This window comes from Pseudoalteromonas sp. SWYJ118, from assembly GCF_015864505.1.
Taxonomy (GTDB): Bacteria; Pseudomonadota; Gammaproteobacteria; order Enterobacterales; family Alteromonadaceae; genus Pseudoalteromonas; species Pseudoalteromonas arctica.
Window position 1 is genome coordinate 171,298 of the sequence record NZ_JADYXC010000005.1, and the last position, 22,815, is coordinate 194,112.

At 40.0% G+C, this 22,815-nt stretch carries 19 protein-coding genes; 5 read left to right on the forward strand and 14 right to left on the reverse strand.

From position 1 onward, the window contains the following. Nucleotides 1-1,113 carry a GNAT family N-acetyltransferase/peptidase C39 family protein gene (locus I6F48_RS07775; protein ID WP_197119188.1) on the reverse strand — a complete coding sequence of 371 codons (1,113 nt, stop codon included), beginning with the start codon at nucleotides 1,111-1,113 and terminating at the stop codon, nucleotides 1-3. Nucleotides 1,114-1,117: 4 nt separating this feature from the next. Beyond that, a complete protein-coding gene (locus I6F48_RS07780) occupies nucleotides 1,118-2,512 on the reverse strand; it encodes a RimK family protein (protein WP_197119189.1) in 1,395 nt (464 codons plus the stop codon). A gap of 306 nt (nucleotides 2,513-2,818) precedes the next feature. On the opposite strand from I6F48_RS07780, the gene I6F48_RS07785 reads away from it, so the two are divergent. After that, complete coding sequence (locus tag I6F48_RS07785; protein ID WP_197119190.1) at nucleotides 2,819-3,160, forward strand: zinc ribbon domain-containing protein YjdM; 342 nt, start codon at nucleotides 2,819-2,821, stop codon at nucleotides 3,158-3,160. Between the two features lie 148 nt (nucleotides 3,161-3,308). Here I6F48_RS07785 and I6F48_RS07790 read toward each other — a convergent pair whose 3' ends face one another. The 7 genes from I6F48_RS07790 to I6F48_RS07825 all read right to left on the reverse strand — a co-directional run bounded on the left by I6F48_RS07790 (nucleotide 3,309) and on the right by I6F48_RS07825 (nucleotide 9,649). Continuing rightward, nucleotides 3,309-3,812 (reverse strand): REP-associated tyrosine transposase, encoded by a 504-nt coding sequence (locus tag I6F48_RS07790; protein ID WP_165727428.1) that lies wholly within the window; start codon nucleotides 3,810-3,812, stop codon nucleotides 3,309-3,311. Between the two features lie 452 nt (nucleotides 3,813-4,264). Next, nucleotides 4,265-4,615, reverse strand: a complete 351-nt coding sequence (locus tag I6F48_RS07795) for a hypothetical protein (protein ID WP_197119191.1) — start codon at nucleotides 4,613-4,615, stop codon at nucleotides 4,265-4,267. A gap of 139 nt (nucleotides 4,616-4,754) precedes the next feature. Continuing rightward, nucleotides 4,755-5,255, reverse strand: a complete 501-nt coding sequence (locus I6F48_RS21305; protein ID WP_231615196.1) for a hypothetical protein — start codon at nucleotides 5,253-5,255, stop codon at nucleotides 4,755-4,757. Nucleotides 5,256-5,645: 390 nt separating this feature from the next. Then, a complete protein-coding gene (locus I6F48_RS07810) occupies nucleotides 5,646-6,122 on the reverse strand; it encodes a GreA/GreB family elongation factor (protein WP_007582643.1) in 477 nt (158 codons plus the stop codon). Nucleotides 6,123-6,303: 181 nt separating this feature from the next. Further along, nucleotides 6,304-7,248 (reverse strand): protein translocase subunit SecF, encoded by a 945-nt coding sequence (gene secF, locus I6F48_RS07815; RefSeq protein WP_197119192.1) that lies wholly within the window; start codon nucleotides 7,246-7,248, stop codon nucleotides 6,304-6,306. Then, nucleotides 7,241-9,079 carry a protein translocase subunit SecD gene (secD, locus tag I6F48_RS07820; RefSeq protein ID WP_197119193.1) on the reverse strand — a complete coding sequence of 613 codons (1,839 nt, stop codon included), beginning with the start codon at nucleotides 9,077-9,079 and terminating at the stop codon, nucleotides 7,241-7,243. Before secD ends, secF begins: the two co-directional genes overlap by 8 nt. A 108-nt stretch (nucleotides 9,080-9,187) precedes the next feature. Continuing rightward, the gene (locus tag I6F48_RS07825; protein WP_197119194.1) at nucleotides 9,188-9,649 is read right to left on the reverse strand and encodes a hypothetical protein; all 462 of its coding nucleotides are present in this window, start codon (nucleotides 9,647-9,649) and stop codon (nucleotides 9,188-9,190) included. Nucleotides 9,650-9,757: 108 nt separating this feature from the next. Here I6F48_RS07825 and I6F48_RS07830 point away from each other — a divergent pair, with 108 nt between their 5' ends. From I6F48_RS07830 to I6F48_RS07845, 4 genes are all read left to right on the forward strand, one after another. Beyond that, nucleotides 9,758-11,536, forward strand: coding sequence for an ABCB family ABC transporter ATP-binding protein/permease (locus I6F48_RS07830; protein WP_197119195.1), 1,779 nt, complete (start codon nucleotides 9,758-9,760; stop codon nucleotides 11,534-11,536). A 554-nt stretch (nucleotides 11,537-12,090) separates the two neighbouring features. Further along, nucleotides 12,091-14,169 (forward strand): M13 family metallopeptidase, encoded by a 2,079-nt coding sequence (locus I6F48_RS07835; RefSeq protein ID WP_197119196.1) that lies wholly within the window; start codon nucleotides 12,091-12,093, stop codon nucleotides 14,167-14,169. A 267-nt stretch (nucleotides 14,170-14,436) separates the two neighbouring features. Further along, on the forward strand, nucleotides 14,437-15,150 hold the full coding sequence (locus tag I6F48_RS07840; RefSeq protein WP_024592923.1) for a YebC/PmpR family DNA-binding transcriptional regulator: 714 nt from the start codon (nucleotides 14,437-14,439) through the stop codon (nucleotides 15,148-15,150). 79 nt (nucleotides 15,151-15,229) lie between these two features. Continuing rightward, nucleotides 15,230-16,519, forward strand: a complete 1,290-nt coding sequence (locus I6F48_RS07845; protein WP_197119197.1) for a leucine-rich repeat-containing protein kinase family protein — start codon at nucleotides 15,230-15,232, stop codon at nucleotides 16,517-16,519. Between the two features lie 77 nt (nucleotides 16,520-16,596). Here I6F48_RS07845 and I6F48_RS07850 read toward each other — a convergent pair whose 3' ends face one another. The 5 genes from I6F48_RS07850 to I6F48_RS07870 form a co-directional block, all read right to left on the reverse strand. Next, entirely contained in the window at nucleotides 16,597-17,721 is a 1,125-nt protein-coding gene (locus tag I6F48_RS07850) for a sterol desaturase family protein (protein WP_197119198.1), read from the reverse strand. Nucleotides 17,722-17,933: 212 nt separating this feature from the next. Continuing rightward, nucleotides 17,934-18,938 (reverse strand): type I glyceraldehyde-3-phosphate dehydrogenase, encoded by a 1,005-nt coding sequence (gene gap, locus I6F48_RS07855; RefSeq protein WP_165727417.1) that lies wholly within the window; start codon nucleotides 18,936-18,938, stop codon nucleotides 17,934-17,936. 9 nt (nucleotides 18,939-18,947) lie between these two features. Further along, a complete protein-coding gene (gene eda / locus I6F48_RS07860) occupies nucleotides 18,948-19,568 on the reverse strand; it encodes a bifunctional 4-hydroxy-2-oxoglutarate aldolase/2-dehydro-3-deoxy-phosphogluconate aldolase (RefSeq protein WP_002959756.1) in 621 nt (206 codons plus the stop codon). Between the two features lie 33 nt (nucleotides 19,569-19,601). Next, nucleotides 19,602-21,452, reverse strand: a complete 1,851-nt coding sequence (gene edd / locus I6F48_RS07865) for a phosphogluconate dehydratase (protein WP_165740596.1) — start codon at nucleotides 21,450-21,452, stop codon at nucleotides 19,602-19,604. Between the two features lie 336 nt (nucleotides 21,453-21,788). Beyond that, nucleotides 21,789-22,802 (reverse strand): LacI family DNA-binding transcriptional regulator, encoded by a 1,014-nt coding sequence (locus I6F48_RS07870; RefSeq protein ID WP_010555045.1) that lies wholly within the window; start codon nucleotides 22,800-22,802, stop codon nucleotides 21,789-21,791. Nucleotides 22,803-22,815 lie beyond the last annotated feature (13 nt).

The following is a 22,815-nucleotide window of genomic DNA, read 5'->3' on the forward strand; positions in this document are numbered from 1 at the left end:
TTATATTTTATTAGCTATAGCCACCGCCGTTCTTAAACGTTGGCTACCAAACGCTGACATTTTACTAAAATCACTTCGTGCAATAGGTACATACTGGCAATCTATTGCGAGCTGTTTATCGTTACCGGGCTCACAAAACGGATCGTGAACATACACGCAGTGCTCATCAAGGTGCGTAACACACACCCAATGTGGCGATTTTTTACCATCAAAACTGTATGTGCTAATTAATAACAGCACGCTAAAGCCTTTACTTAACCACTGCTCAATATGCTCAAGCTCTACATCTTTATGTGTAAGGGGTATATTTGCCTGTGCAATACTATCTACAAATTGCTGATGCACTGTGGCAAGTACCACTTTTTTATTTTCGTTGCGTACGCCATCTAAAAATAAAGGCTCGGTGGTATTAACCATTACCTCGCTTTTAAAACCACGCTTATTAGCCGCAAGTGCCAAACCAAACGGATGGCAACCACCATGACCCGATGTCATAAAAATAGTGGTACCTTCACGCCAAAGTGCTAACTCATGTGATTGAGTAAGCTCAGTAGTAGGCTCAAGTGCGCCCATTGCCATTAATAATGCAGCAGGTCCGCACGTAAACTCAGTTGTTTGCTGATACCACGGTGTTAAACGCGCCACTTTTAACTCACTTGTTTGTCGAATGTTTTTTTGCATTCGTAATGCGTCACTGTGATCGTCGTAATAATCGCTGTATTGACCAAATACCCTGTAACCTAAACTTTTATAAAGCCCAATCGCACTTTCGTTATTTACAGCCACTTCTAAGCGCAAGTACAGCCGAGCGCGCTCATACGTTTCTTTTTCAAGGCTAGTAAGCAGTGCTTTTGCAATCCCTTTACCTTGCATTGTGGGTTTTACAGCAAGCGAATATAAACGCGCTAAGCGAGTCCCTTTATGGCACCACACTAGCCCATAGCCGCATATTTGCTCGCCACTTTCTGCAACGAGTAAAATACCGTGTTTTGCACTAAGCCAGCGCTTTAAACTGCGCGGGCTAAGTTTGTCGTTATTAAAGCAAGCGTTTTCAACGTCAATCAGTGCAGTTAAATCACTGCCAAGCGCCTTTCGAATAACAAGGTTGCTCATGTTATTACCCACGGCCTCGTGCTTCTAAGCGTTGTTTAAACTCATCCATAATGATCATGTATAGCTCATCGCCTAAATAGCCGTCTTCTACTTTGTGATCAATACTTGGGTTATCGTTTACTTCAAGCACGTATGCTTTGCCTTGATGCTCTTTAACATCTACGCCATATAAACCCCTACCCACTGTTTTACATGCTTTTAATGCTGCATCTAATACCGCTTTTGGTAACTCAAAGGTTGGCAAGGTTTCAAAGCCACCAGAGAAAAACCGTTTAGCGTCGTGGTTATAAATTTGCCAATGGTTACGCGCCATTAAATAGCGGCATGCATAAATTGCACGGCCATTTAACACACCCACTCGCCAATCGTATTCGGTATACATGTACTCTTGTGCAAGCACTAATGCGCTAAACTCAAACAGCTCTGTAAGCTTAGCGGCAAGCTCATCACGGTTTGACACTTTAAACACACCTTTTGAGAACGACCCTTCAGGCATTTTTAAAACAAGCGGATATGTAAACACTTCTTCTAATTGCTCAAGCGTTTCACTTGATTGATCAGCCACTACAACCGTTTTTAAACTTGGCACTTTTTGGTAATTAAATGCATCGTGTAAATACACTTTATTACAACAACGTAAAATAGACTCAGCATCGTCAATAACCACTAAACCAAGGCTTTGCGCCTTGCTCGCAAGGCGATATGTTGGATGGTCAATCGCTGTAGTTTGGCGAATAAATAACGCATCAAACTGAGCAATATTGTCAATTTCGTCAAAGCTTAATGCTTGTGCATTAATGCCGTGCTTAGCGGCGGCTTTAATAAAGCGTGCAATAGCGTCTTTATCGCTCGGCGGTACTTTTTCGTTATGATCAACAAGTATTGCCATGTCCCATCTAAAACGACGTTGCACTGAGCCAATACGCCACTGCGTTTTAGTAAAGTTCTCAAGCTTGGCAACAAAGTCGCTGTACTGCTGCTCATTTAAAGACGACAACGACCCTTGCTGTAATAAGCCTTGCTCGTCAACAAATAAAATTGGCGCTGGGTATTGTTTAAATACCGACTTTGCTGCTTTTGATTGTAAATCATTTTGGGCATTGCCAAAGTAAAGTGTGCCATCTATTTGGCCCACATTTAACATAGGTGCTTGGCCACTACGAAGAGCATTAATGGTTTTTACACTTGGTAAAACTTGGTGCTTGCGCGCCTCTGCAAGTAACGAGCAATAATAACCTTTGCTCAAGTATTGGCTTGAGTCGCACAGATTAATAATGCGTGTTTTTGGTTCGTTATGTTTTGGGTAATCACGTAAGTAGGTATTAAACGTAATTACATTTTCGAACGATTGAGCAAGCGTTTGCTCGTTGTTATCAACCACAATTAAGGTTTTAAACACGACTTTTCCTAGTTAAGTCAAAATATAAAAAGCATGCTTAAGTAACATTACTAAGCATTATAAATAGAAACACCCATCGTACTAAGTGGGCATTGCGCGAATCACTTAATACGATGGGTGCTTTAACAGGTACCTACTGTACGAGTTAGCGCTTAAATTGCTTAAGCGACATGTGCTTTATATGCCCTTTTTTTAAAACGCACAAACGAGATATTTTTAGCGTGAAGATGAAAAATATTGATTAACTATATTTTCCACCTAATGCAGATTAAAATATGCAAAACAGTACTTTATAAGAGTTTAAAAATGTCGCTGCCTGCTTGCCCAAAATGCCAATGTGAATACGTTTACGAAGACCAACAACTGCTTGTTTGCCCCGAGTGCGCTCATGAGTGGAACCCCAATAATATAAATGATGACGACGCTATTTTAGTAAAAGATGCCAACGGCACTGTGTTAAGTGATGGCGACAAAGTGACAGTAGCCAAAGATTTAAAAATTAAAGGCAGCTCGCAAGTAATTAAAATTGGCACCAAAGCGGTAGTTAGACGTGTACTTGATAAAAAAGATCACGAGCTAGATTGTAAAGTAGAAGGTATTGGCGAAATGATGGTGACTGCTAAGTTTGTGAAAAAGGCTAACTCGTAGGTCGGATAAATGGCGAAGCCATACCATCCGACGCTTAATAGAAGCCGAAGTTATTTCATTCAACAATAAACTTTTGTACAAGGCTAAAGTGTATTATGTTGCTATGCCTTTGTCGGATGGCGCTTCGCTTATCCGACCTACGAATAATTTATATTTTTTCGCCGCACCAATTGTTCGTATAAATTCCTTGTTTTACGGCTCTGTGAAAACTTGAATAAGGCCAATCAACTACTCGACTAACTAAACCATGCTTTAACGGATTAAAATGAACATAGTTAACATGGTGCCAATAATCATTATCATCCCTAATGGTATGCTCCCAAAAACGGCGTTGCCAAATTCCGCGCTCATTTTTACGTTTTCTTGTTTGAGTTAAAAACTCTGTTTTTGGGAGTGATTTTGAAAATCGCTTTTTAATTTCTCGCCAGCGCCCAGAATAATCCGTATCGTTATCTGGTAGGGTTAAAACCGCATGAAGGTGATCGGGTAGCACAACCCATGCATCTATATAAAATGGCCTTTGTGATTTAACAACGCGGATAGACTCTCTTAACAAATCAATATGCTCAACTAACAACGATTTATTACGGTCGAGCAAATTAACAGTAAAAAAATATGACCCTCCTTTTACATAATTCCGACGATATTGCATTGTATGTCCACTATATTATTTGATACCTATTAGATAAATAAAGCGTAAATTTAGGATATATACAACATTGATGTAGGTCGGATAAATAGCGAAGCCATGCCATCGACAATAGATTTATGAACAAAGGTAATAGTTTATCGAGTTGGTAATTAGGCTGGGTGTCATCCAAATTAATGCTTTTAATAAACAGCTGTCGTTGTCCGATTGGGCTCTATATTTACACTTTCATTTTGTCTACATAGCTCAACTTTTTGCGTGATTAATTATTTATAATAATGCACTCTTTATGCTGTTTTTGTTGGCTTTTTTCGTAATAGTTAGGATGGGTGTCACTGTTAATTGTTACTTTTTGCGTGATTAATTATTTATAATAATGCACTCTTTATGCTGTTTTTGTTGGCTTTTTTCGTAATAGTTAGGATGGGTGTCACTGTTAATTGTTTGTATTCCTGTTACTTTACAACTGTTGTTCTATTTGCGTTATATAAATTACTACCTATATAGCCTATAACCCAAAGAATAATCATTGATGGTATAGGTACAAGCAGTACAACAAACTCATAAAGAGGACTGACCTTAAGGGCTTTTATAGGTTCGAGATTAGTGTCTTTAGATAAAAGTAATACTTCATCTATAGTTATATTGGTTGCAAATGCGCACAAAGTAACCAGCATACAAATAAACCAGATAATAAGAAATAACTTATTAATTAACTTTTCATAAAATCCAGGGGACTTTGTTGCAACAAAGAACAAGCCGGTTATGGAAGGTACTGCTATTGACAATACAACTGCCAAGTTCATAATTTAATATCCTTATTGATTCAGGGGTGTAGCTCAACCTATAAAAGTTTAACATACTATGTTGGTAGTGAGTAAAACATAACGCCCATGAAAATTGTATAAAAAAGCGCAGCTTTTTAGAGTCAATTTGGTATGCCTGTTAAAGTTTACTTGCAATGAGTGTAGGCCAATCAATAAATTTATAAATAGATCTAATTTGTGAATCATCAACATAACATCCTTTAAATAGACCATCATTTACAATACTAGTAAATATACTTTCGAATTTACTCATTACATCATCAGCCGTTTTGCACTTTGAAAAATCAATTACATGCCAACTACCATGTGTTTGCTCGGGCAACATAAGCTCAAAGTACTTTTTAGGTTTCCGAGTTTTGTGGTTATCAGCTTTAGCCATCGAGAATATAAATCCCTTTTTTCCAAGAGAAACCTTAAGCCAGCCTTTTGCCCTATTTAACTCCCAGCTTCGGCCATATTCCCTTTGCAGTCTATCTGCAATATTCGATTGTATTCGAGGACTCACTATTCCTCCCATTTCAGGAGTTGCAAGCTCATCTATCTGCTTAGATATAAGTGACTTAATATAAGCTTCAAATTCGTCTTTTGTATCTTTATATATCGGGAGGTAAAAAATCACTCGAATATCCTTATAAACATAAAACCTTATTAAACACCACTTTGGGGTTTTATAACATCCCAAACGACGTGTATTACTTAGCTCAATAATTCCACTAAATAACTTTAATGTAAACAAATGATTACCCATGTAATAAAGTGGGCTCTGTTGTTTTGCACCAAAACGACTTTTAATAATGTTATGAGGCAAAATTATCTTTGTCGGATGGCGCTTCGCTTATCCGACCTACATTTAAATTTTACATATTCACCACGTCAGGTATTAAAGCATTGACGTAGGTCGGATATATGGCGCAGCCATGCCATCCGACAATTAATTAATAAACAGAGATAAACGTTTATTACGTTGGTATGGCTCTGCCAGCAAACAGTCCACTTAAAAACCAAAGCTTTATAAAATCTCTACCACCACATATTCGTGGGCTTTACCTGCAATTGTTAACGTAATTTCATCATCAATCTGTTTATTTAGTAACTGCTTACCCATTGGTGCGCCGGGTGTTACAACAGCAATTGCGTGCTGTTTAACGTTTACTGTTAAACCACCAGCTGCAGGGCCTAAATAAAACCATTTTTGGGCTGCGTTATCATCTTCTAAACACACCAGCGAACCGATAGCTATTTTGTCGGTTGGTTTTTCGTTAAAGGCAGGCTCAAACAATTCTATGCTTTTATAGCAATCGTTTACGCGCTGGGCTTGGCCTTGTGCTAAATAAGCGGCTTCGAGCCCTAGAGTATCGTATTTATTTTCGGCTATATTTTCTTCATGTGTGGCGGTGTCGTGCGCAGTTTTTGCCGCTACTTTTGCTGTTGTAAGCTGCGCTTCTAGCGCAAAGCGAAGATGTTCGATAACGTGGGTTTTATTCATGGGGATTAGTACAATACAGGCTGTAAAAATAAGGCAGCTAGTTTAACATTTTTGCGGGGCTTAAAACCATTGTTTTAAACCCCGCAAGCTTGGTGGGAATACTAGCGGGGCTTAAATTTGCATTAAACTAACAAAGAGCCGTTGGTTGGTGCAGCTCTTTGCTTGTGTTTTATTAAAAACCTTATGGCATATCTAATAATGTTTGCGTGTGGGCATCTACTTTAACTTCGTAGTTTTTAGCGCTTAAGCCCAATAGTTCCGGCAAGGTTGCCGCTATACAAATAGACGAGAACGTACCCACTACAATGCCGGTAAATAATGCAATAGCAAAGCCTTGCAGTGGTGCACCTGCAAGCAACCAAACGCTCGCAACCGTTGCAAGTGTGGTACCCGAAGTTATTAAGGTACGTGTTAGCGTACTTTTAATCGCATTATTAATAATAGTCGCTGGGCTAAGTACATTGTTTGATTGAACACGTAAAAGCTCGCGTACTCTATCCCCTACTATTATTGAGTCGTTAAGTGAGTAACCAATAATAGCCAGTAAACTTGCCAGTACGGTTAGGTTAAATTCAATTTGTAATAGTGAAAATAATCCAAGTACGAGTATTAAATCGTGCACTAGCGCTACCACAGAGCCAACGGCTAATCGCCATTCAAAACGTACTGCAAGGTAGATCATTACTGCAATCATTGCAGTAAACATGGCTAAACAGCCTTGATCAAATAACTCATCGCCCACTTGCGATCCAATATAAGCCGATGATAATACCTGTGCGTTTATATAATCGTTTTGTGTAACAGCGCTTTGCCAATCAAGGCTATTAGCTGTTGTTGATGTAGTTGATGCACTTGGCGCTTCTCTTAATTGAAAATGGCTATTACCTTGCGCAGTTAGCTCAAACTCACCGTTGTGATTTTTAGCAATAAACGATTGAAGCTCTTTTAGCTCAACACTTTGGCTGGTTGTAATCTCAGTTAAATAACCGCCGGTAAAATCTAGGCCAAAATTTAGACCCTTTTGTGCAAGCGTAAATACTGATAGCAGCACTAAGATGGCGCTTAAAAGCATGCCCATAAAGCGTAAACGTGTGCCCTTTTCACCTTTCAAAAAATAATTAAGCATGTGCTTTTACTCCTGCTTTTTTACCCATTTTTAAATACAACGTTTGGCTTAATATTTTTGATACGTACACACCTGTAAATACAGACGTTAAAAGCCCCAGTGCGAGTGTAATGGCAAAACCTTTAACGGGCCCATAGCCTATGCCGTATAAGATAAGTGCGGTGATCATGGTGGTTATATTGGCATCAAATATTGTATTTGCGGCTTGTTTATAACCCTCTTGAATAGCTTGATATGGTGCACGGCCTTGGCGACGTTCTTCTTTAATACGTTCAAATATTATTACGTTAGTGTCTACCGCCATACCTATCGTTAGCACCAGGCCAGCGATACCCGGAAGCGTTAACACAACCCCTGGTAATAATGACATTAAGCCCACAAGCGACGTTAAATTTAATATAAGTGCTACGTTTGCAATAAGGCCTAAACGGCGATACCAAAGCGCCATAAATGCAAGGGTAATACCCATACCTAACATAAGCGCGGCTAAGCCATTACTAATATTTTCGCTGCCGAGGCTTGGCCCTATTGTTTGTTCGTGCACAATTGTAACGGGTGCTGTAAGCGAGCCTGCACGTAATAACAATGCTAGGTCGGCTGCAGCTTGTTGGCTTTTCATATTGGTAATACTAAAACGCGAACTTAAATGCTGAGCAATATTGGCAACATTAATAACTTCGCTTTTTTTAACTACTTCGCCTTTAGCATTTTGAGAGTACTCAGAGTAGACCGTCGCCATTGGCTTACCAATATTGGCTTTTGAAAACGCCGACATTGCATCACCACCTTGGCCGTCTAAGCTTAGTTGTACCAATGGTTTACCCCAATCGTCGCGGCCTATGTTTGCATTATTAATATGATCGCCTGTAAAAATTGGCACAGGATCGAGCTTTATGGTTCCGCCCGATTGCATATTAAATGTTTGCCCGCCAATTTCTTTTAATTGATAAAAACCAAGCGATGCTGTTGCACCAATAATACGTTTTGCTTCGGTTGGATCTTGCACGCCTGGTAGCTCTATACGAATGCGGTGCTTTCCTTGGCGCTGTGTTACCGCTTCGGTAATGCCTAACTCTTCAATACGTGAACGAAGGGTTGTGAGTGTTTGCCCCATTACTTCTTTATCAAAGCTGCTGCGGCCTTGCTCTGAATAACTAAATTTGGCAGTTTTAACGCTGCCGTTATTGCTTGTTACAACGGCTAAATTAGCAAATCGGCTTTGTAGCTCTTCAATAACGGGGGTTAACTTGTCGGTTGCATTAGGCAATGCGTTTATTTCAAACCCGTGCTGAGTTTGCTGCGCTTTTACGCCATGTGCTTTTTGTTTAATAATGATTGATTTAGCTTGTTGATACGCACTGACTAACTGCTCATCAACGGCTTTATCTAAATCTACGTCTAGTACAAATAACACACCGCCATTTAAATCAAGGCCCAGCTTTATTGGTGATAAACCAAAATCTTGTAACCATGTTGGGCTGGTTGCATGCTCAACAATTTTAACTTGCGTGTTTGGATATTGCGCTTTTATAGCCGCTTGCGCCTGAGCGCTTTTAGTTGGCTCGTTTAAAAGTATATTAATAGTCGATTGCTTATCTAAACCCTGCTCAACCTCTAGCCCTTGTTTATTTAAAAAAGTAACTAGCGTTTTAGTGCTCGGTAAAGATTGCGTTTCGCTGTGCGGCGTACTACTTACGTGCAACCACGATTTATTTGGATATAGGTTTGGTAATGCGCTGATAGCTAATAAAACCAATACTACTAGCATGGCTATATAGCTTAATTTGAACTTAGCCGTAGACGGCTTTTTATCTTTTTTAAAACTTAACATGTTGAATCCTTATTGCCAGCAAAGCTAGCAACGTACTTTTTAAAAGCACAATTAATCTGCAGGCTAAAACTTTAAAAGTTAAAACCTAATAAAATTAAATAAGGAAAATTAAGCGTGGTAGGTAGTTACAGCTCTGTAGAGTAAGTTTACGTCTTTCCAGCCACTCAAGCGCGACTTTTTACTATTAGTTACAAGCGTATACCAAGGCTGTATAGGATTAATCGCTCTTGGTCGTAAGAATATATGCCTAACAAGATTTTGAGCAAAAAATTCAAAAACCACATCGTATTCTGGCTCACTTTGAACAGTGTGCAAAAACAATGATGAATTATTGGCTGTTAACCTTGGTTGGTGCGCGTCAAAATCGGTTTGATGCGTTTTTTTATGCTGCGAAGTATCTACAGACTTACTAATAGGCTGTATTTTAGTTAAATCGCCAATATCAGTAAGCGAAACCTGCGTACTAACATTGATATTTAAATTTTGTGAGGCGCCCATAGCATTGCTCTGCACACTAAAAAGTGCAGCAAGTAGCAAAAAGGCAGTTAAAAACACTCTAAATTTAAACATTCACGTTTTAAAACTAAAATAAGGGATGCGTAGTATATAAGGGCTAGTATTTGAAATACAATAGCCCTTAGCTATTTACTATCTAATTTAATTTTACTGAGACTTTTAATGCGCCCCAGACAAAGCAGTGAAAAACGACCAGACGCCATGAATTTACGCCAAAGTGTAAAAACACTGTGGCCCTACCTTACAAAATTTAAAGGCCGTGTTTTTATTGCACTTATGGCGCTTATAGGCGCAAAAGGTGCCACGCTTTTAATGCCTTGGGCACTTAAAGAAATAATAGACTCTGTAGATAAGTCAATTAACCCACTGTTAGTTATTCCTGCTTTATTGTTATTGATGTACGGTGGACTGCGTTTTGCTAGCGTATTTTTAGGTGAAATAAGAGATGCTGTATTTTCTCGTGTAACCGAGCACGCTATGCGTGATATTGGTTTAAAAGTATTTAAGCATTTGCACTCACTTGAGCTGGCTTTTCATTTAGATAGGCAAACCGGTGGCATTAGCCGCGATATAGAACGCGGTACGAGCGGGTTAAGCTTTTTAATGCGCTTTTTAATGTTTAATATTGTGCCTACTTTGTTTGAAATACTGACCGTTGCGATTATTTTTGGCACGTTGTTTTCTGTTTGGTTTGCGCTTATTACATTACTGGCAGTCGCTATTTATATTACCTTTACTGTGGTGGTTACCCAGTGGAGAAACCGCTTTATTAGAGAAGCAAATGCTGCCGACAATCAAAGTAATACCCGCGCAATAGACAGCTTGCTTAATTATGAAACTGTAAAGTATTTTAATAACGAACAGTTTGAAGCAAAAACGTACGACACCTTTTTAGCAAACTGGGAAAAAGCCCGTTTAAAAAATAGAATGTCGCTGCTCGCCCTCAACTCAGGCCAAGCACTTATTATTGCTTGTGCTATTACCGCGTTAATGTGGTTGGGCTCAAGCGAGGTAGTTGCAGGTACGCTTTCTATTGGTGAACTTGTGATGATTAACGCGTATATGATTCAATTGTTTTTACCACTTAACTTTTTAGGTTTTGTGTACCGCGAAATAAGACGCGCCCTAACCGACCTTGAAAACATGCTTGGGCTACTTAACAAAAAACCACAAATAACCGATGCACTTAATGCTAAAGAGCTCAATATTAGCCAAGGTGAAATAACATTTAATAATGTAAATTTTAGTTACGATACCCATCGCCCTATTCTTAATAACCTTAGCTTTAGCGTTAAAGCAGGCAGCAAAGTAGCCATTGTTGGTGCCAGCGGAGCTGGTAAAAGCTCATTAGCGCGACTGCTTTATCGTTTTTATGATGTAAGCGCTGGTGAAATTAGTATCGATAATCAAGCAATAAACTCAGTAACACTTAATAGTTTACGAAAAGCCATTGCTATTGTGCCGCAAGACACCGTGCTGTTTAACACCACGATTCGTCAAAATATCGCTTACGGTAGACCATCAGCAAGCGATGCTGAAATTGACGAAGCCATTGCAATGGCGCATTTAAAAGACTTTATAGCAACACTTGATAAAGGCGATAAAACGCTGGTTGGCGAGCGTGGTTTAAAAGTATCCGGCGGCGAAAAACAGCGTATTGCCATTGCACGCGCTATTTTGAAAAAGTCCCCTATTTTAATTTTTGATGAAGCAACATCTGCACTCGATTCTCATTCTGAGCAAGCAATACTCGCAGCAATGCGTGAAGTTGCCAGTAACCATACTAGCGTTGTTATTGCTCATCGCCTTTCTACTATTACCGATGCAGACACTATTATTGTGCTCAAAGCCGGAAAAATTATTGAGCAAGGTAAACACGACGAGTTACTTACTCTCGCCGGAGAATATGCCCGTATGTGGGAGCTTCAGCATAAAAAATAAGGGATAGTAGGCGGGAGTTTACCTCGCGCTTTTAAGCTAATTTAAACAAGCGCGGCATAAAGCCCCGCCTACACATAAATTTAAACCCCAGCTCATGAATACATCTAAGCATCGCTATTAAACCGTAGGCGTGAGTTTACCTCACGCTTTTAAGCTAATTTAAACAAGCGCGGCATAAAGCCGCGCCTACAGATAAATTAAAGCCCCAGTCCATGAATACATCTAAGCATCGCTATTAACTGTGGGCGGGAGTTTACCTCGCGCTTTTAAGCTAATTTAAACAAGCGCGGCATAAAGCCGCGCCTACAGATAAATTTAAGCCCTGCCCCATGAATAAACCTAAACATTGCTGTTAAAGCGTAGGCGTGAGTTTACCTCTCGCTTTGGGCTTGGCCTCTTCTTACTTAATCTAAGTTTTATCGAGCGCTGTGGTGATTCACCTCAAAAGGTTTGTTTGTATGATTAATATCAATAACAATCGATAAGTTAAATATTCGTAACAATAAAATGATTCTCACCTATTTGAATCCAAAAAAGCTCCTCAGGGGAACATAATGAAAAAGAGTTTAATTGCCGCAGCATTAGCTGCCACATTTATTACCGGTTGTTCAGAGCCGCAAACAACAAAAACAGACGAGCAACAACCTAAAGTAGCTACAGCAACAGTGGCAGAAAAAGCAGAATTAGGTAGTTTTGGTGTTGATTTAACAGCTCGTAACGAAGCCGTTAAACCAGGCGATGACTTTTTTATGTATGCTAGCGGCACATGGTATGACAACTATGAAATGCCTGCAGATAAAACCCGCTATGGTGCATTTTCAGGATTAGCTGAGCGCAGCGAAGACGATGTTAAAGCTATTATTGAAGAAATAGCAGCACGTAAAGATTTAAACGCAGAAGAAAAACTCGTTGCAGATTTTTACAATGCGTATATGGATACCGAAACGCTTAATAAGCTAGGTGTAGCGCCAATCAAGCCATTGTTAAGTGAAATTAACGATATAGCGTCAACTGACGATTTAGCTGAAATGTTTGGAAAGTCTTGGTTAACCGGTAATAAAGCCCCTTTGGGTGGCGGCATGTGGTTTAACCGCTTAGACCCTAATAAATATGAAATGTCACTCGGTGCTGGTGGTTTAGGCTTACCCGATCGCTCTTACTACCTTGAAGATGCTGAGCGCTTTGTTAAAACACGTGCAGCCTATGTTGCGCACATTGCTGACATGCTTAAATTTGCAGGCATTGAAAACACAACTGAACGTGCTCAAGCAATTGTTGACCTTGAAACTAAAATTGCACAAGGTCATTGGCCTCGTGAAAAACGTCGTAATCGCGACTTAACCCTAAACCAAGTTGAACGTGCCGATTTAAGCACTGCTTATCCTGGCTTTAACTGGGATTTATACTTTGCACAAACAGGCTATAAAGTACCTCAGTTAAATGTCTCTCAGCCTGAGCCAATAAAAGCGATGATTGAGCTAATCAATCAAGAAGATGTTGCAGTATGGAAAGACTACTTAACGTATCACGCTATTAGCGGTAACGCGGGTTTACTATCAGAGGACGTATTTAATACTAACTTTGCTTTTTTTGGTAAAGAACTAAACGGACAACAAGAACCTCGCCCTCGCTGGAAACGTGCAATAAGCGAAATGTCGGGTACGACCTCTCTTGGTTTTGCTATTGGTAAAATATACGTAGCGCGTTACTTCCCTGAATCATCAAAACAACAAATGTCTGAGCTGGTTGAAAACCTTCGTACAGCTCTTGGCGAACGTATTGATAACCTAGAATGGATGGGCGATGACACTAAAGTAAATGCGCGCGCTAAGCTTGCTGCATTTGTACCAAAAATTGGTTACCCCGATGTTTGGCAGTCTTATGACGGTTTAAGTATTACCAAAAACGATTTAATCAGTAATGTGAAAAACATGCGTGAGTTTTTCCACGCAGAAAGTGTTGAAAAAGAGCTACAAAAAACAGATCGTAACCGCTGGGGCATGACGCCACAACGCGTAAACGCTTACTACAACAGCTCATTTAATGAGATTGTATTTCCGGCTGCGATTCTACAACCTCCGTTCTTTGATCCAAATGCCGATCCTGCTGTAAACTATGGCGGTATTGGCGCTGTAATTGGTCACGAAATGGGACATGGGTTTGACGATCAAGGTTCAAAATCAGACGAAAACGGTGTGCAACGTAACTGGTGGACTGATGCTGACCGCGCTGCATTTGACGAAAAAGCCGATCAACTCGCTGCCCAGTACAGTAAGTACGAGCCAATCGAAGGTAACTTTGTTAATGGTCGCAACAGTCTTGGCGAAAACATTGGTGATGTAGGTGGTTTGTCGATGGCTTATCATGCTTACAAGCTAAGTTTAAATGGTAAAGAAGCGCCAGTTATTGACGGTGTTACTGGCGATCAACGTTTCTTCCTTGCGTGGGCACAAGTATGGAAAGAAAAACGTACTGAGCAAAGCATGCTTAACCAACTTCGTGGTGGCACACATGCACCAGGTCGCTTTAGAGCACAAGCACCACGTAACCACGATGCATGGTACAAAGCGTTTGATGTAAAACCAGGCGATACGTTATACCTTCCTGAAGATGAACGTGTACGTATTTGGTAAGTAAAATGGGGCTTTAGTTAGTCTCGTTTAATTTTATTACCCTTTAGGCAACTCATTAAATGGGTTGCCTTTTTATTGGGTTAAATTTGCTCTGAAAACCACCTTCAAGTCCCTCCCTAAAATCCCTTAATAACATGCACTTTAGATGGCTTTTAAACACGACAGTTTTAATCGGCTTTAATACTTACTAGCCCTTGAATGCATTTACCTTTAGAATACGCATTATAATTTTATTCTATTATTTACATATATTAAGGCGAAACGCAGATGGGAAGAGCTTACCAAAACAAAAAAGATTCAATGGCTAAGACTGCGGGTGCTAAAACTAAAGTTTATTCTAAGTACGGCAAAGAAATTTATATTTGTGCTAAAAACGGCGGTGTAGATCCAGATGGTAACTTATCATTACGTCGTTTAATTGAACGCGCTAAAAAAGACCAAGTACCAGCACACGTTATTGACCGCGCAATCGACAAAGCAAAAGGTGGCGGCGGCGAAGACTACTCAGCAACACGTTACGAAGGTTACGGCCCTGGTAACTGTATGATTATTGTTGACTGTTTAACTGACAACAACAAACGTACCTTTGCTGATGTACGTGTTTGTTTTACCAAAGCAAATGCTAAAATTGGCGCTCAAAACTCTGTTTCACATTTATTTGATCACCTTGCTATTTTTGTATTTGACGGTGATGACGACGAAACGGTACTTGAAGCTCTTATGATGGCTGATGTTGATGTAACTGACGTAGAAGTTGATGACGGTAAAGTCACTGTTTTTGCTCCTCACACAGAGTACAACAACACACGTACAGCGCTTGAAGAAATGGGCGTGACTGAATTTGACGAAGATCTAATTAGCTTTGTGCCACAAATTGAAACGCCGATTGAAGGCGAGGACGTTGAAGTTATGGAGCGCTTTTTAGCCATGCTAGAAGATTGCGACGACGTACAAAACGTTTACCATAACGCGCAATTCTAAAGAGCGATTTAGTAAGTTAGAACGACTTTAAGCCAACAGCTATGTTGGCTTTTTCATTTTTAGAACATGGTATAAATATATGAATAATCTGACAGAGCTTAAAAGTGGCAAACTTGTTGGTGCTACTCGCCTGCAATTAGTAGAAGAGTTAACAATATTCCCGGAAGAGATTTTTAGCTTAGCTGACACGCTTGAAGTTCTCGATTTATCAAATAATAACTTATCAACACTACCTGATGAATTTGCCTGCTTAACACACCTTAAGCGTGTATTTTTATCATTTAATCAGTTTAAGTATATTCCTGCTGTACTGGCTAAATGCCCTGCTTTAATTATGGTTGCGTTTAAAGGTAACCAAATTTCTGAATTTGCCTTAAACAGCCTGCCAAAAAATATTGAGTGGCTCATACTCACCGATAATAATATTACTGAGCTACCGCAAAGTTTTGGCCAATTTACCCAACTTAAAAAGCTCGCGCTTGCGGGCAATCAACTTAAGCAACTGCCAAGTAGTATGGCGCAGTGCAAAAACCTTGAGCTTGTTAGGCTCTCTGCTAATAACTTAATACACGTAGACGACTGGCTGTTTGAATTGCCTAAACTTGCTTGGCTTGCGTTTGCCGGTAACGATTTTAATAAAGCCCAGTGCCTTACAAAGTGCAGCTTAGAAAATAAGCCTCTTGACGATTACACGCTTAGTCATGTTATTGGCCAAGGTGCATCGGGCGTTATTCATTTAGCGCAAGCTGCTGATAGCGCTGTAGCGATTAAATTATTTAAAGGTGCAATTACCAGCGACGGCTACCCGCTTGATGAAGTGAATTGCTGCTTACAAGCAGGCGATCACGCTAATTTAATTAAAGTACTTGCCTACATTGAACAAAGTGATCAGTTAGGTTTAGTGATGGAGCTAATAGATAAAAGCTTCGCTAATTTAGGTTTGCCTCCAAGCCTTGAAACCTGTACGCGTGATACCTTTAACAATGATTGCCATTACTCAACTCAAGCTATTTTAAAAATTGCACAGCAAATGGTAAATACACTGCATCACTTACATGTTCGTAAAGTAAGTCACGGCGACATTTATGCGCATAACACTATGGTTAACCAAAACCATGACGTTCTGTTTGGTGATTTTGGTGCTGCAACTAATTTAACGATGCTAAGTGAGTATCAGCAAAAGCAACTAGAGTTGATAGAAGTAAGAGCTTTGGGCTGTTTAATTGAAGACTTATTAGGCACGGTAACCGGTGATGATAGGCAAAGTGAGCTATTTGTTAAAATTTCCGATATGGCAAAATATGCTATGCAACCTTCATTAAATCAAAGACCTACACTTACTGAGTTATTAGAAGAGCTAAATATATAATTAAGTAGAGTCATAAAAAAGAGCAACGCGTAGCACGTTGCTACTTTTTTAGTTTATGTTTATTGAATTAATCGAGCTTATTTAGTGCGCTTAAACGGGTAAACCTGTTGTTTAAGCATACCTACCGGCATGTAATCCCCGACTACACCATACGCTTCTGGCCACTCTTTTTGGCCTTTAACAGCAGTACCAAACGCGTAGTCTAAAAACGAAAAGTGCGCAGCGTAGTTGCGGTCAATCGCGGCTTTATCTGACGCATGATGCCAATGATGAAACTGCGGTGTAACCATAAAATATTTTAGCCAACCAAATCTAACGCGTACATTTGCATGATTAAACACAGCCTGCAAACCCACAATAATGACGTACAAACTAATTATTTGCTGTGAAAACCCAAGTACAAATATGGGCGTGAGCACTAAGCTGCGAGTAACCAGTATTTCAAGAATATGCTGGCGAGAGCCCGCTAACCAATCCATTTCTTTGGCGCTGTGATGTACACCATGAAAACGCCATAATAAAGGAACTTCGTGATAAGCGCGATGCACCCAATATTGCATTAAATCTGCCACGAGTATAATTAAAAACAACTGCACTACAAATGGTGTTTGCTCTATATAACCTTGAATAGTCGATGATACAGCCCAGCCAAAGCCATAATGCACAAAGTGGTTAGTAACGAGTAATACAAAACCAATAATTAAATGATTTACAAAAAAGTGGTTTAAATCGCCCCGCCATTCGCTACGTAATATTTTTTGATCTTTACGATGTGGTAGCAGCTTTTCAATAACAATAAATATGAGTGTTGAGCCGAGTAAATCTAAAATAAACCAATCTAGCCCTATGTAAGGTGTGTCGGTGGCAAACTCGTTTACCTCAACGTTTGGTCCGCCAAACATAATTGCCAGAATAATAAAAAACCACGCTGTAGCTCCTAAGCGTTTATTGGTATTACGTACAAAGTTAAGTAGCCCCAAACTGCCCGAGACCAATAATGATGCAAACATAAGCTGACGTAAAAAATCGACACTGTAGCTTTTTCTCAGCTCTGGTGTGGTTAAGTATTCAGGAAAGTGAAACGCTAATACGCCTAAGCAACTCAGTATTGCTAAAAAGCAGGCTATGTAACCACTTATGTTGCCCTCACCTATCTGAAGATGATTTGTGCGAAATACCTTTCGTGATAAAGCTCTGATCATTTTTATTATTCCTTGCTTCGTTGAGTTGATTAAATACAACGAAATTCCATTGATTTACACACCCACATATTAACAAAATTTAGGGTATAAAAAATACAAATAGTTCCCTCCATAGTCTGAGTTGCAAATATACAGATAAACCAAACGCAAAAAAGCCACGCAATGCGTGGCTTGGTTGGATAAAGCTAAAACTTTACATCATTAGGGCTGTATTATAAAAACGCGCCTAATGCTTTAACTTGGTCTAACATGCGGTTTGAGAAACCCCATTCGTTGTCGTACCAAGCCATTACTTTTACTAGATTGCCATCGGCTTTAGTTTGCGTTGCATCAAAGATAGATGACGCAGGGTTATGGTTAAAGTCGATAGAAACAAGCGGAAGCTCATTATATTGTAAAATATCTTTCATTGAACCCGTTGACGCTTCTTTCATGATTGCATTGATTTCTTCTGCAGTCGTGTCGCGCTTAGTAATAAACGTAAAATCAACTAAAGATACGTTGATTGTTGGTACACGAACCGACATACCGTCTAATTTACCAGCAAGTTCTGGTAATACTAAACCAACAGCTGCCGCAGCACCTGTTTTAGTTGGGATCATAGATTGAGTTGCACTACGAGCACGGTATAGATCAGGGTGGTATACGTCAGATAAATTTTGATCATTCGTATAAGAATGAATAGTAGTCATGCTACCTTTTTCAATACCTACTGTGTCGTTAATTGCTTTTGCAAGCGGTGCTAAACAGTTAGTAGTACAAGAAGCATTAGAGATGATGTGGCTATCAGCGTTAATTACATCGCTGTTTACACCATGAACCACTGTTGCATCCATATCTTTACCTGGAGCAGAAACGATTACTTTTTTAGCGCCTGCAGTAATATGTTTAGCTGCATCTTCGCGTTTAGTGAAAAAACCAGTACATTCTAAAACGATATCTACATTTAGTGCTTTCCACGGTAAGTTTGCAGGGTCACGCTCTTGCGTTAACGTTATTACGTCATCGTCAATTAACATGGTGTTATTTTCAAGTGTTACTTTTTTAGAAAATTGACCATGAACTGAGTCATACTGCGTTAAATGTGCATTAACGTTAGCAGGTGCTAAATCGTTAATTGCTACAATTTTAATTTCGCTGTTTTGAGCTGACTCATAAAGTGCACGTAAAACATTTCTACCGATACGGCCGTAACCGTTAATTGCTACATTAATCATTTTAGACTCCTATTTAAGTTCACTTGCTTGGCGAGCAAGCGCTTCAATTGCTTGCCAGTCTTTATTTTCAATTAGTTGTTTATCTAGCATCCACGTACCACCAACACATATAACGTTATTAAGCGCTAAATAATTAGGTGCGGTTGCTAAGCTAATGCCGCCAGTTGGGCAAAAAGTAATGTGTGGTAATGGGCCACCGATTGATTTAAGCATAGCCGTTCCACCTGCTGCTTCTGCAGGGAAGAATTTTAAATACTTAAAACCATGCGACGCAAGTTGCATAACTTCACTTGCAGTTGCAGCGCCTGGTAAAAATGGTATATCTGATGTTTTAGCCAACGCAATAAGCTCATCGCTCACACCTGGACTCACCATAAAATCTGCACCTGCGGCAACCGAAAGATCAAAACTTGCTTTATCTACTACCGTACCAGTACCTACATAGGCTTCAGGTACTTCTGCTTTCATCAGCTTTACAGCTTCTGCAGCAATAGGTGTACGTAGTGTTATTTCTAAGGCTTTTAAGCCACCGTTATATAACGCTCTTGCAAGTGGTGCTGCATCTTCTAATTTTTCGATTACAACCACTGGCACTACGGGTGCCGATGCTAAGATTTTTTCAATACTCATTACTTGTTCCTCATTACCCAGTATGGCTAATATTTATTCAAGTCCAAAAGCACTCGCGCCTAAATCGGCACTGCTTACGATATTTCTAAATCCAGTAAATAATTCTCTGCCTGTACCAAATGTGGCACTTGGTTGGCTAAGTTCTGCTTCACGTTTAGCAAGTTCTTCGTCGCTAACGTGTACTTTTAATATTCCGTTTGGCGCATCAAGCGTCACTAAATCACCTTCTCGGATTTTAGCAATAATGCCGCCTTCTACTGCCTCTGGTGCTAAGTGAATAGCAGCTGGTACTTTACCTGATGCACCCGACATACGGCCGTCAGTAACAATAGCTACTTTAAAGCCTTCATCTTGAAGCGTTGCCATTACTGGCGTTAATTTATGTAGCTCTGGCATACCTTTCGCTTTAGGGCCTTGCTCTTTTAGCACGGCAATAAAGTCTTGGTTTAATTCGCCACGCGTGTATGCATCTTGCAAAGCACCTTGTGAACTAAATACTTTTGCTGGAGCAGTAACAACCTGATGCTCAATAGCAACCGCTGACACTTTGATAACGGCTTTACCTAAGTTACCTGTTAGAAGTTGCAGACCACCTTGCTTACTAAAAGGGTTACTCACAGGGCGAAGTACTTCTTCATCATGTGAGTTTGCTGGGCAATCTACCCATTTAACTTTAGTTGGGCCGGTTGAGTTGCTCATGATCAGGCTATCGTCTTTATCTAAACGAGGCTCTGTCATGTATGGCGCTAAACCATCACCTAGCATTGTTTTAACGTCTGTGTGTAAATAACCGGCGCTTGCTAGTTCACGCATTAAGAAACCCATACCGCCCGCTGCTTGGAAGTGGTTTACATCAGCTGAACCATTAGGGTAAATACGTGTAAGCAGTGGTACAACTTCTGATAAATCAGACATGTCTTTCCACGTAACCTGAATGCCCGCCGCTTTTGCTATCGCAACAATATGAATAGCATGGTTAGTAGAACCACCTGTAGAAAGCAGGCCTACTAAACCGTTTATAATCGTTTTTTCGCTGATCACATCAGCTAAACATGGGCTTTCTTTATCATCTGTAAGCTGCTTAAGCATAGTTTCTACAGCATTACCTGTAAGACCATCGCGAAGCTCAGTGTAAGGATTAATAAACGAGCTACCAGGAAGGTGTAAGCCCATTATTTCCATTAACATTTGGTTTGAATTTGCAGTACCGTAGAACGTACAAGTACCTGCGCTGTGATAAGACGCGCTTTCAGCTTCTAATAAGTCTTCACGGCTTACTAAACCTTGTGCAAATTTTTGACGAATACGTGCTTTTTCTTTATTAGGAATACCTGACTGCATTGGGCCTGCTGGTAAAAAGAACACAGGTAAATGACCAAACGACAATGCACCAATTAATAAACCCGGGACTATTTTGTCACAAACACCTAAACAAAAAACGCCATCAAACACATCGTGCGAAAGAGAAATTGCCGTAGACATAGCAATTACATCACGAGAAAAAAGCGAAAGTTCCATGCCGTCACGCCCTTGCGTAACACCATCACACATTGCAGGAACGCCACCAGCAACTTGTGCTGTAGCATCGAATTTGGTAGCAATGTCTTTAATTAAATCTGGGTAATCTTTGTATGGCACATGAGCCGAAAGCATATCGTTATATGAGTTGATAATAGCAAGATTTGGCTGCTCATCAGCCTTTAAGCGCGCTTTGTCATCACTGCTACAAGCAGCCATAACATGGGCTATATTTCCGCAACCTAAACCGGCACGAACTCTTGTTTGTTTTTTTGCGTGCGAAATACGTTCTAAATAATCTTGACGGGTATTTTTACTGCGTTCGATAACGCGCTGGGTAACTTCTTGAATACGAGGATGTAACATAATTTAACTCATCTCTATTAGTTAGAGGATAAAGGCTCAGTAGCAACTACAGACTCCACGTAAATAACTGTACTGAGCATCTTTGATTTACCCGTTCAAAGGTACGCTACCAGGGAGCCTCTCACAACAACCCTGACACCGGTGTCACTGTATTAACGCATAGCAATGACACCGGTGTCAACCCTAGGTAACAAAAATAGTTTAATATTTTAACATGACCGAATAATGACCTATTTGATTTTTAGGCACAAAGTATATTTTAGCAAGTTCAGAGCAAAAAAAAGCCCGAATAAGCGTCACTCATATTCGGGCTACTGTGAAAGTGTTTTTAACTCACTATTTTATCGCAGAGGTAGACTCACGTGTAATTAAGCGCGATTCAAGCGTTACCTGGTATGGTTGTTCTTGAGGCTGAGCTATATGAGATATAAGCTGTGTTACGGCTTGTTTTGTCATTTCCTCAACCGGTTGTGCAATAGTCGTTAAACCAGGCCAAATATGACGCGCAATAGGTGCGTTATCAAAGCCCGCAATAGAAATATCATCAGGCACTTTTAATTGGCGCTGGGTAGCTAATTTTAATACCGCTGCCGCCATGTAATCGTTTGATGCAAATACAGCGGTTGGCCTAGGAGACAAATCTAAAATACTGCGTGCACTATCCACACCTGAGTGATAACTAAAGTTACCCTCCTCTACCAAGCGCTCATCAAACTCTATTCCATGGCTTGCAAGTGAACGCCTGTAGCCTTTAAAGCGTTGTTGAGTGGCACTGTGATCCGGGTGCCCTTTAATAAACGCTATAGATTTATGCCCAAGGCTAATTAGATGCTCAGTAATTTCAAATGCGCCTTGTTCATCATTACTACGAACTGAAATAGAATCATCTTGAAGTAAAGCTGACGCAACCCTTGCGTAAGGAATTTTTTTAGATTTTAAAAAAGCAACAAGCTCAGCAAAATCACCAAAAGGAGGTGTTAGCACAATGCCATCTAATCGAGAAGTCTGTAGTAATTGCTCAATATTATTTATAAGGGCTTCACCACGAAACTCACAAGGGTGTATCAATAAATTATAGTTATTTTCTTTGCATGCTTCTAAAGCACCCGTTTGCACGCGAGTAATGTAGCTTTTACTTGGGTTATCGTAAAGACACCCAATAATAAAGCTACGATTTTGTGCAAGGCCTCGTGCAATTGGATTTGGGGTGTAATCGAGTTCTTTAAATACCGCAAGCACCTTTTCTCGGGTTGCAGCACTAACATTAGGCTCGTTATTCAAAACGCGTGATACGGTTTTTTTAGAAACACCAGCATGACTTGCCACACTGTTTATTGTTACTTTTTTCATCACTCTATTTTTC

Coding starts and splice junctions, on each gene's coding strand:
- I6F48_RS07775 (WP_197119188.1), bottom strand. CDS start 1,113: ATGAGCAACCTTGTTATTCGAAAGGCGCTTGGCAGTGATTTAACTGCA.
- I6F48_RS07785 (WP_197119190.1), top strand. CDS start 2,819: ATGTCGCTGCCTGCTTGCCCAAAATGCCAATGTGAATACGTTTACGAA.
- I6F48_RS07790 (WP_165727428.1), bottom strand. CDS start 3,812: ATGCAATATCGTCGGAATTATGTAAAAGGAGGGTCATATTTTTTTACT.
- I6F48_RS07795 (WP_197119191.1), bottom strand. CDS start 4,615: ATGAACTTGGCAGTTGTATTGTCAATAGCAGTACCTTCCATAACCGGC.
- I6F48_RS07810 (WP_007582643.1), bottom strand. CDS start 6,122: ATGAATAAAACCCACGTTATCGAACATCTTCGCTTTGCGCTAGAAGCG.
- secF (WP_197119192.1), bottom strand. CDS start 7,248: ATGCTTAATTATTTTTTGAAAGGTGAAAAGGGCACACGTTTACGCTTT.
- secD (WP_197119193.1), bottom strand. CDS start 9,079: ATGTTAAGTTTTAAAAAAGATAAAAAGCCGTCTACGGCTAAGTTCAAA.
- I6F48_RS07825 (WP_197119194.1), bottom strand. CDS start 9,649: ATGTTTAAATTTAGAGTGTTTTTAACTGCCTTTTTGCTACTTGCTGCA.
- I6F48_RS07830 (WP_197119195.1), top strand. CDS start 9,758: ATGCGCCCCAGACAAAGCAGTGAAAAACGACCAGACGCCATGAATTTA.
- I6F48_RS07835 (WP_197119196.1), top strand. CDS start 12,091: ATGAAAAAGAGTTTAATTGCCGCAGCATTAGCTGCCACATTTATTACC.
- I6F48_RS07840 (WP_024592923.1), top strand. CDS start 14,437: ATGGGAAGAGCTTACCAAAACAAAAAAGATTCAATGGCTAAGACTGCG.
- I6F48_RS07845 (WP_197119197.1), top strand. CDS start 15,230: ATGAATAATCTGACAGAGCTTAAAAGTGGCAAACTTGTTGGTGCTACT.
- I6F48_RS07850 (WP_197119198.1), bottom strand. CDS start 17,721: ATGATCAGAGCTTTATCACGAAAGGTATTTCGCACAAATCATCTTCAG.
- gap (WP_165727417.1), bottom strand. CDS start 18,938: ATGATTAATGTAGCAATTAACGGTTACGGCCGTATCGGTAGAAATGTT.
- eda (WP_002959756.1), bottom strand. CDS start 19,568: ATGAGTATTGAAAAAATCTTAGCATCGGCACCCGTAGTGCCAGTGGTT.
- edd (WP_165740596.1), bottom strand. CDS start 21,452: ATGTTACATCCTCGTATTCAAGAAGTTACCCAGCGCGTTATCGAACGC.
- I6F48_RS07870 (WP_010555045.1), bottom strand. CDS start 22,802: ATGAAAAAAGTAACAATAAACAGTGTGGCAAGTCATGCTGGTGTTTCT.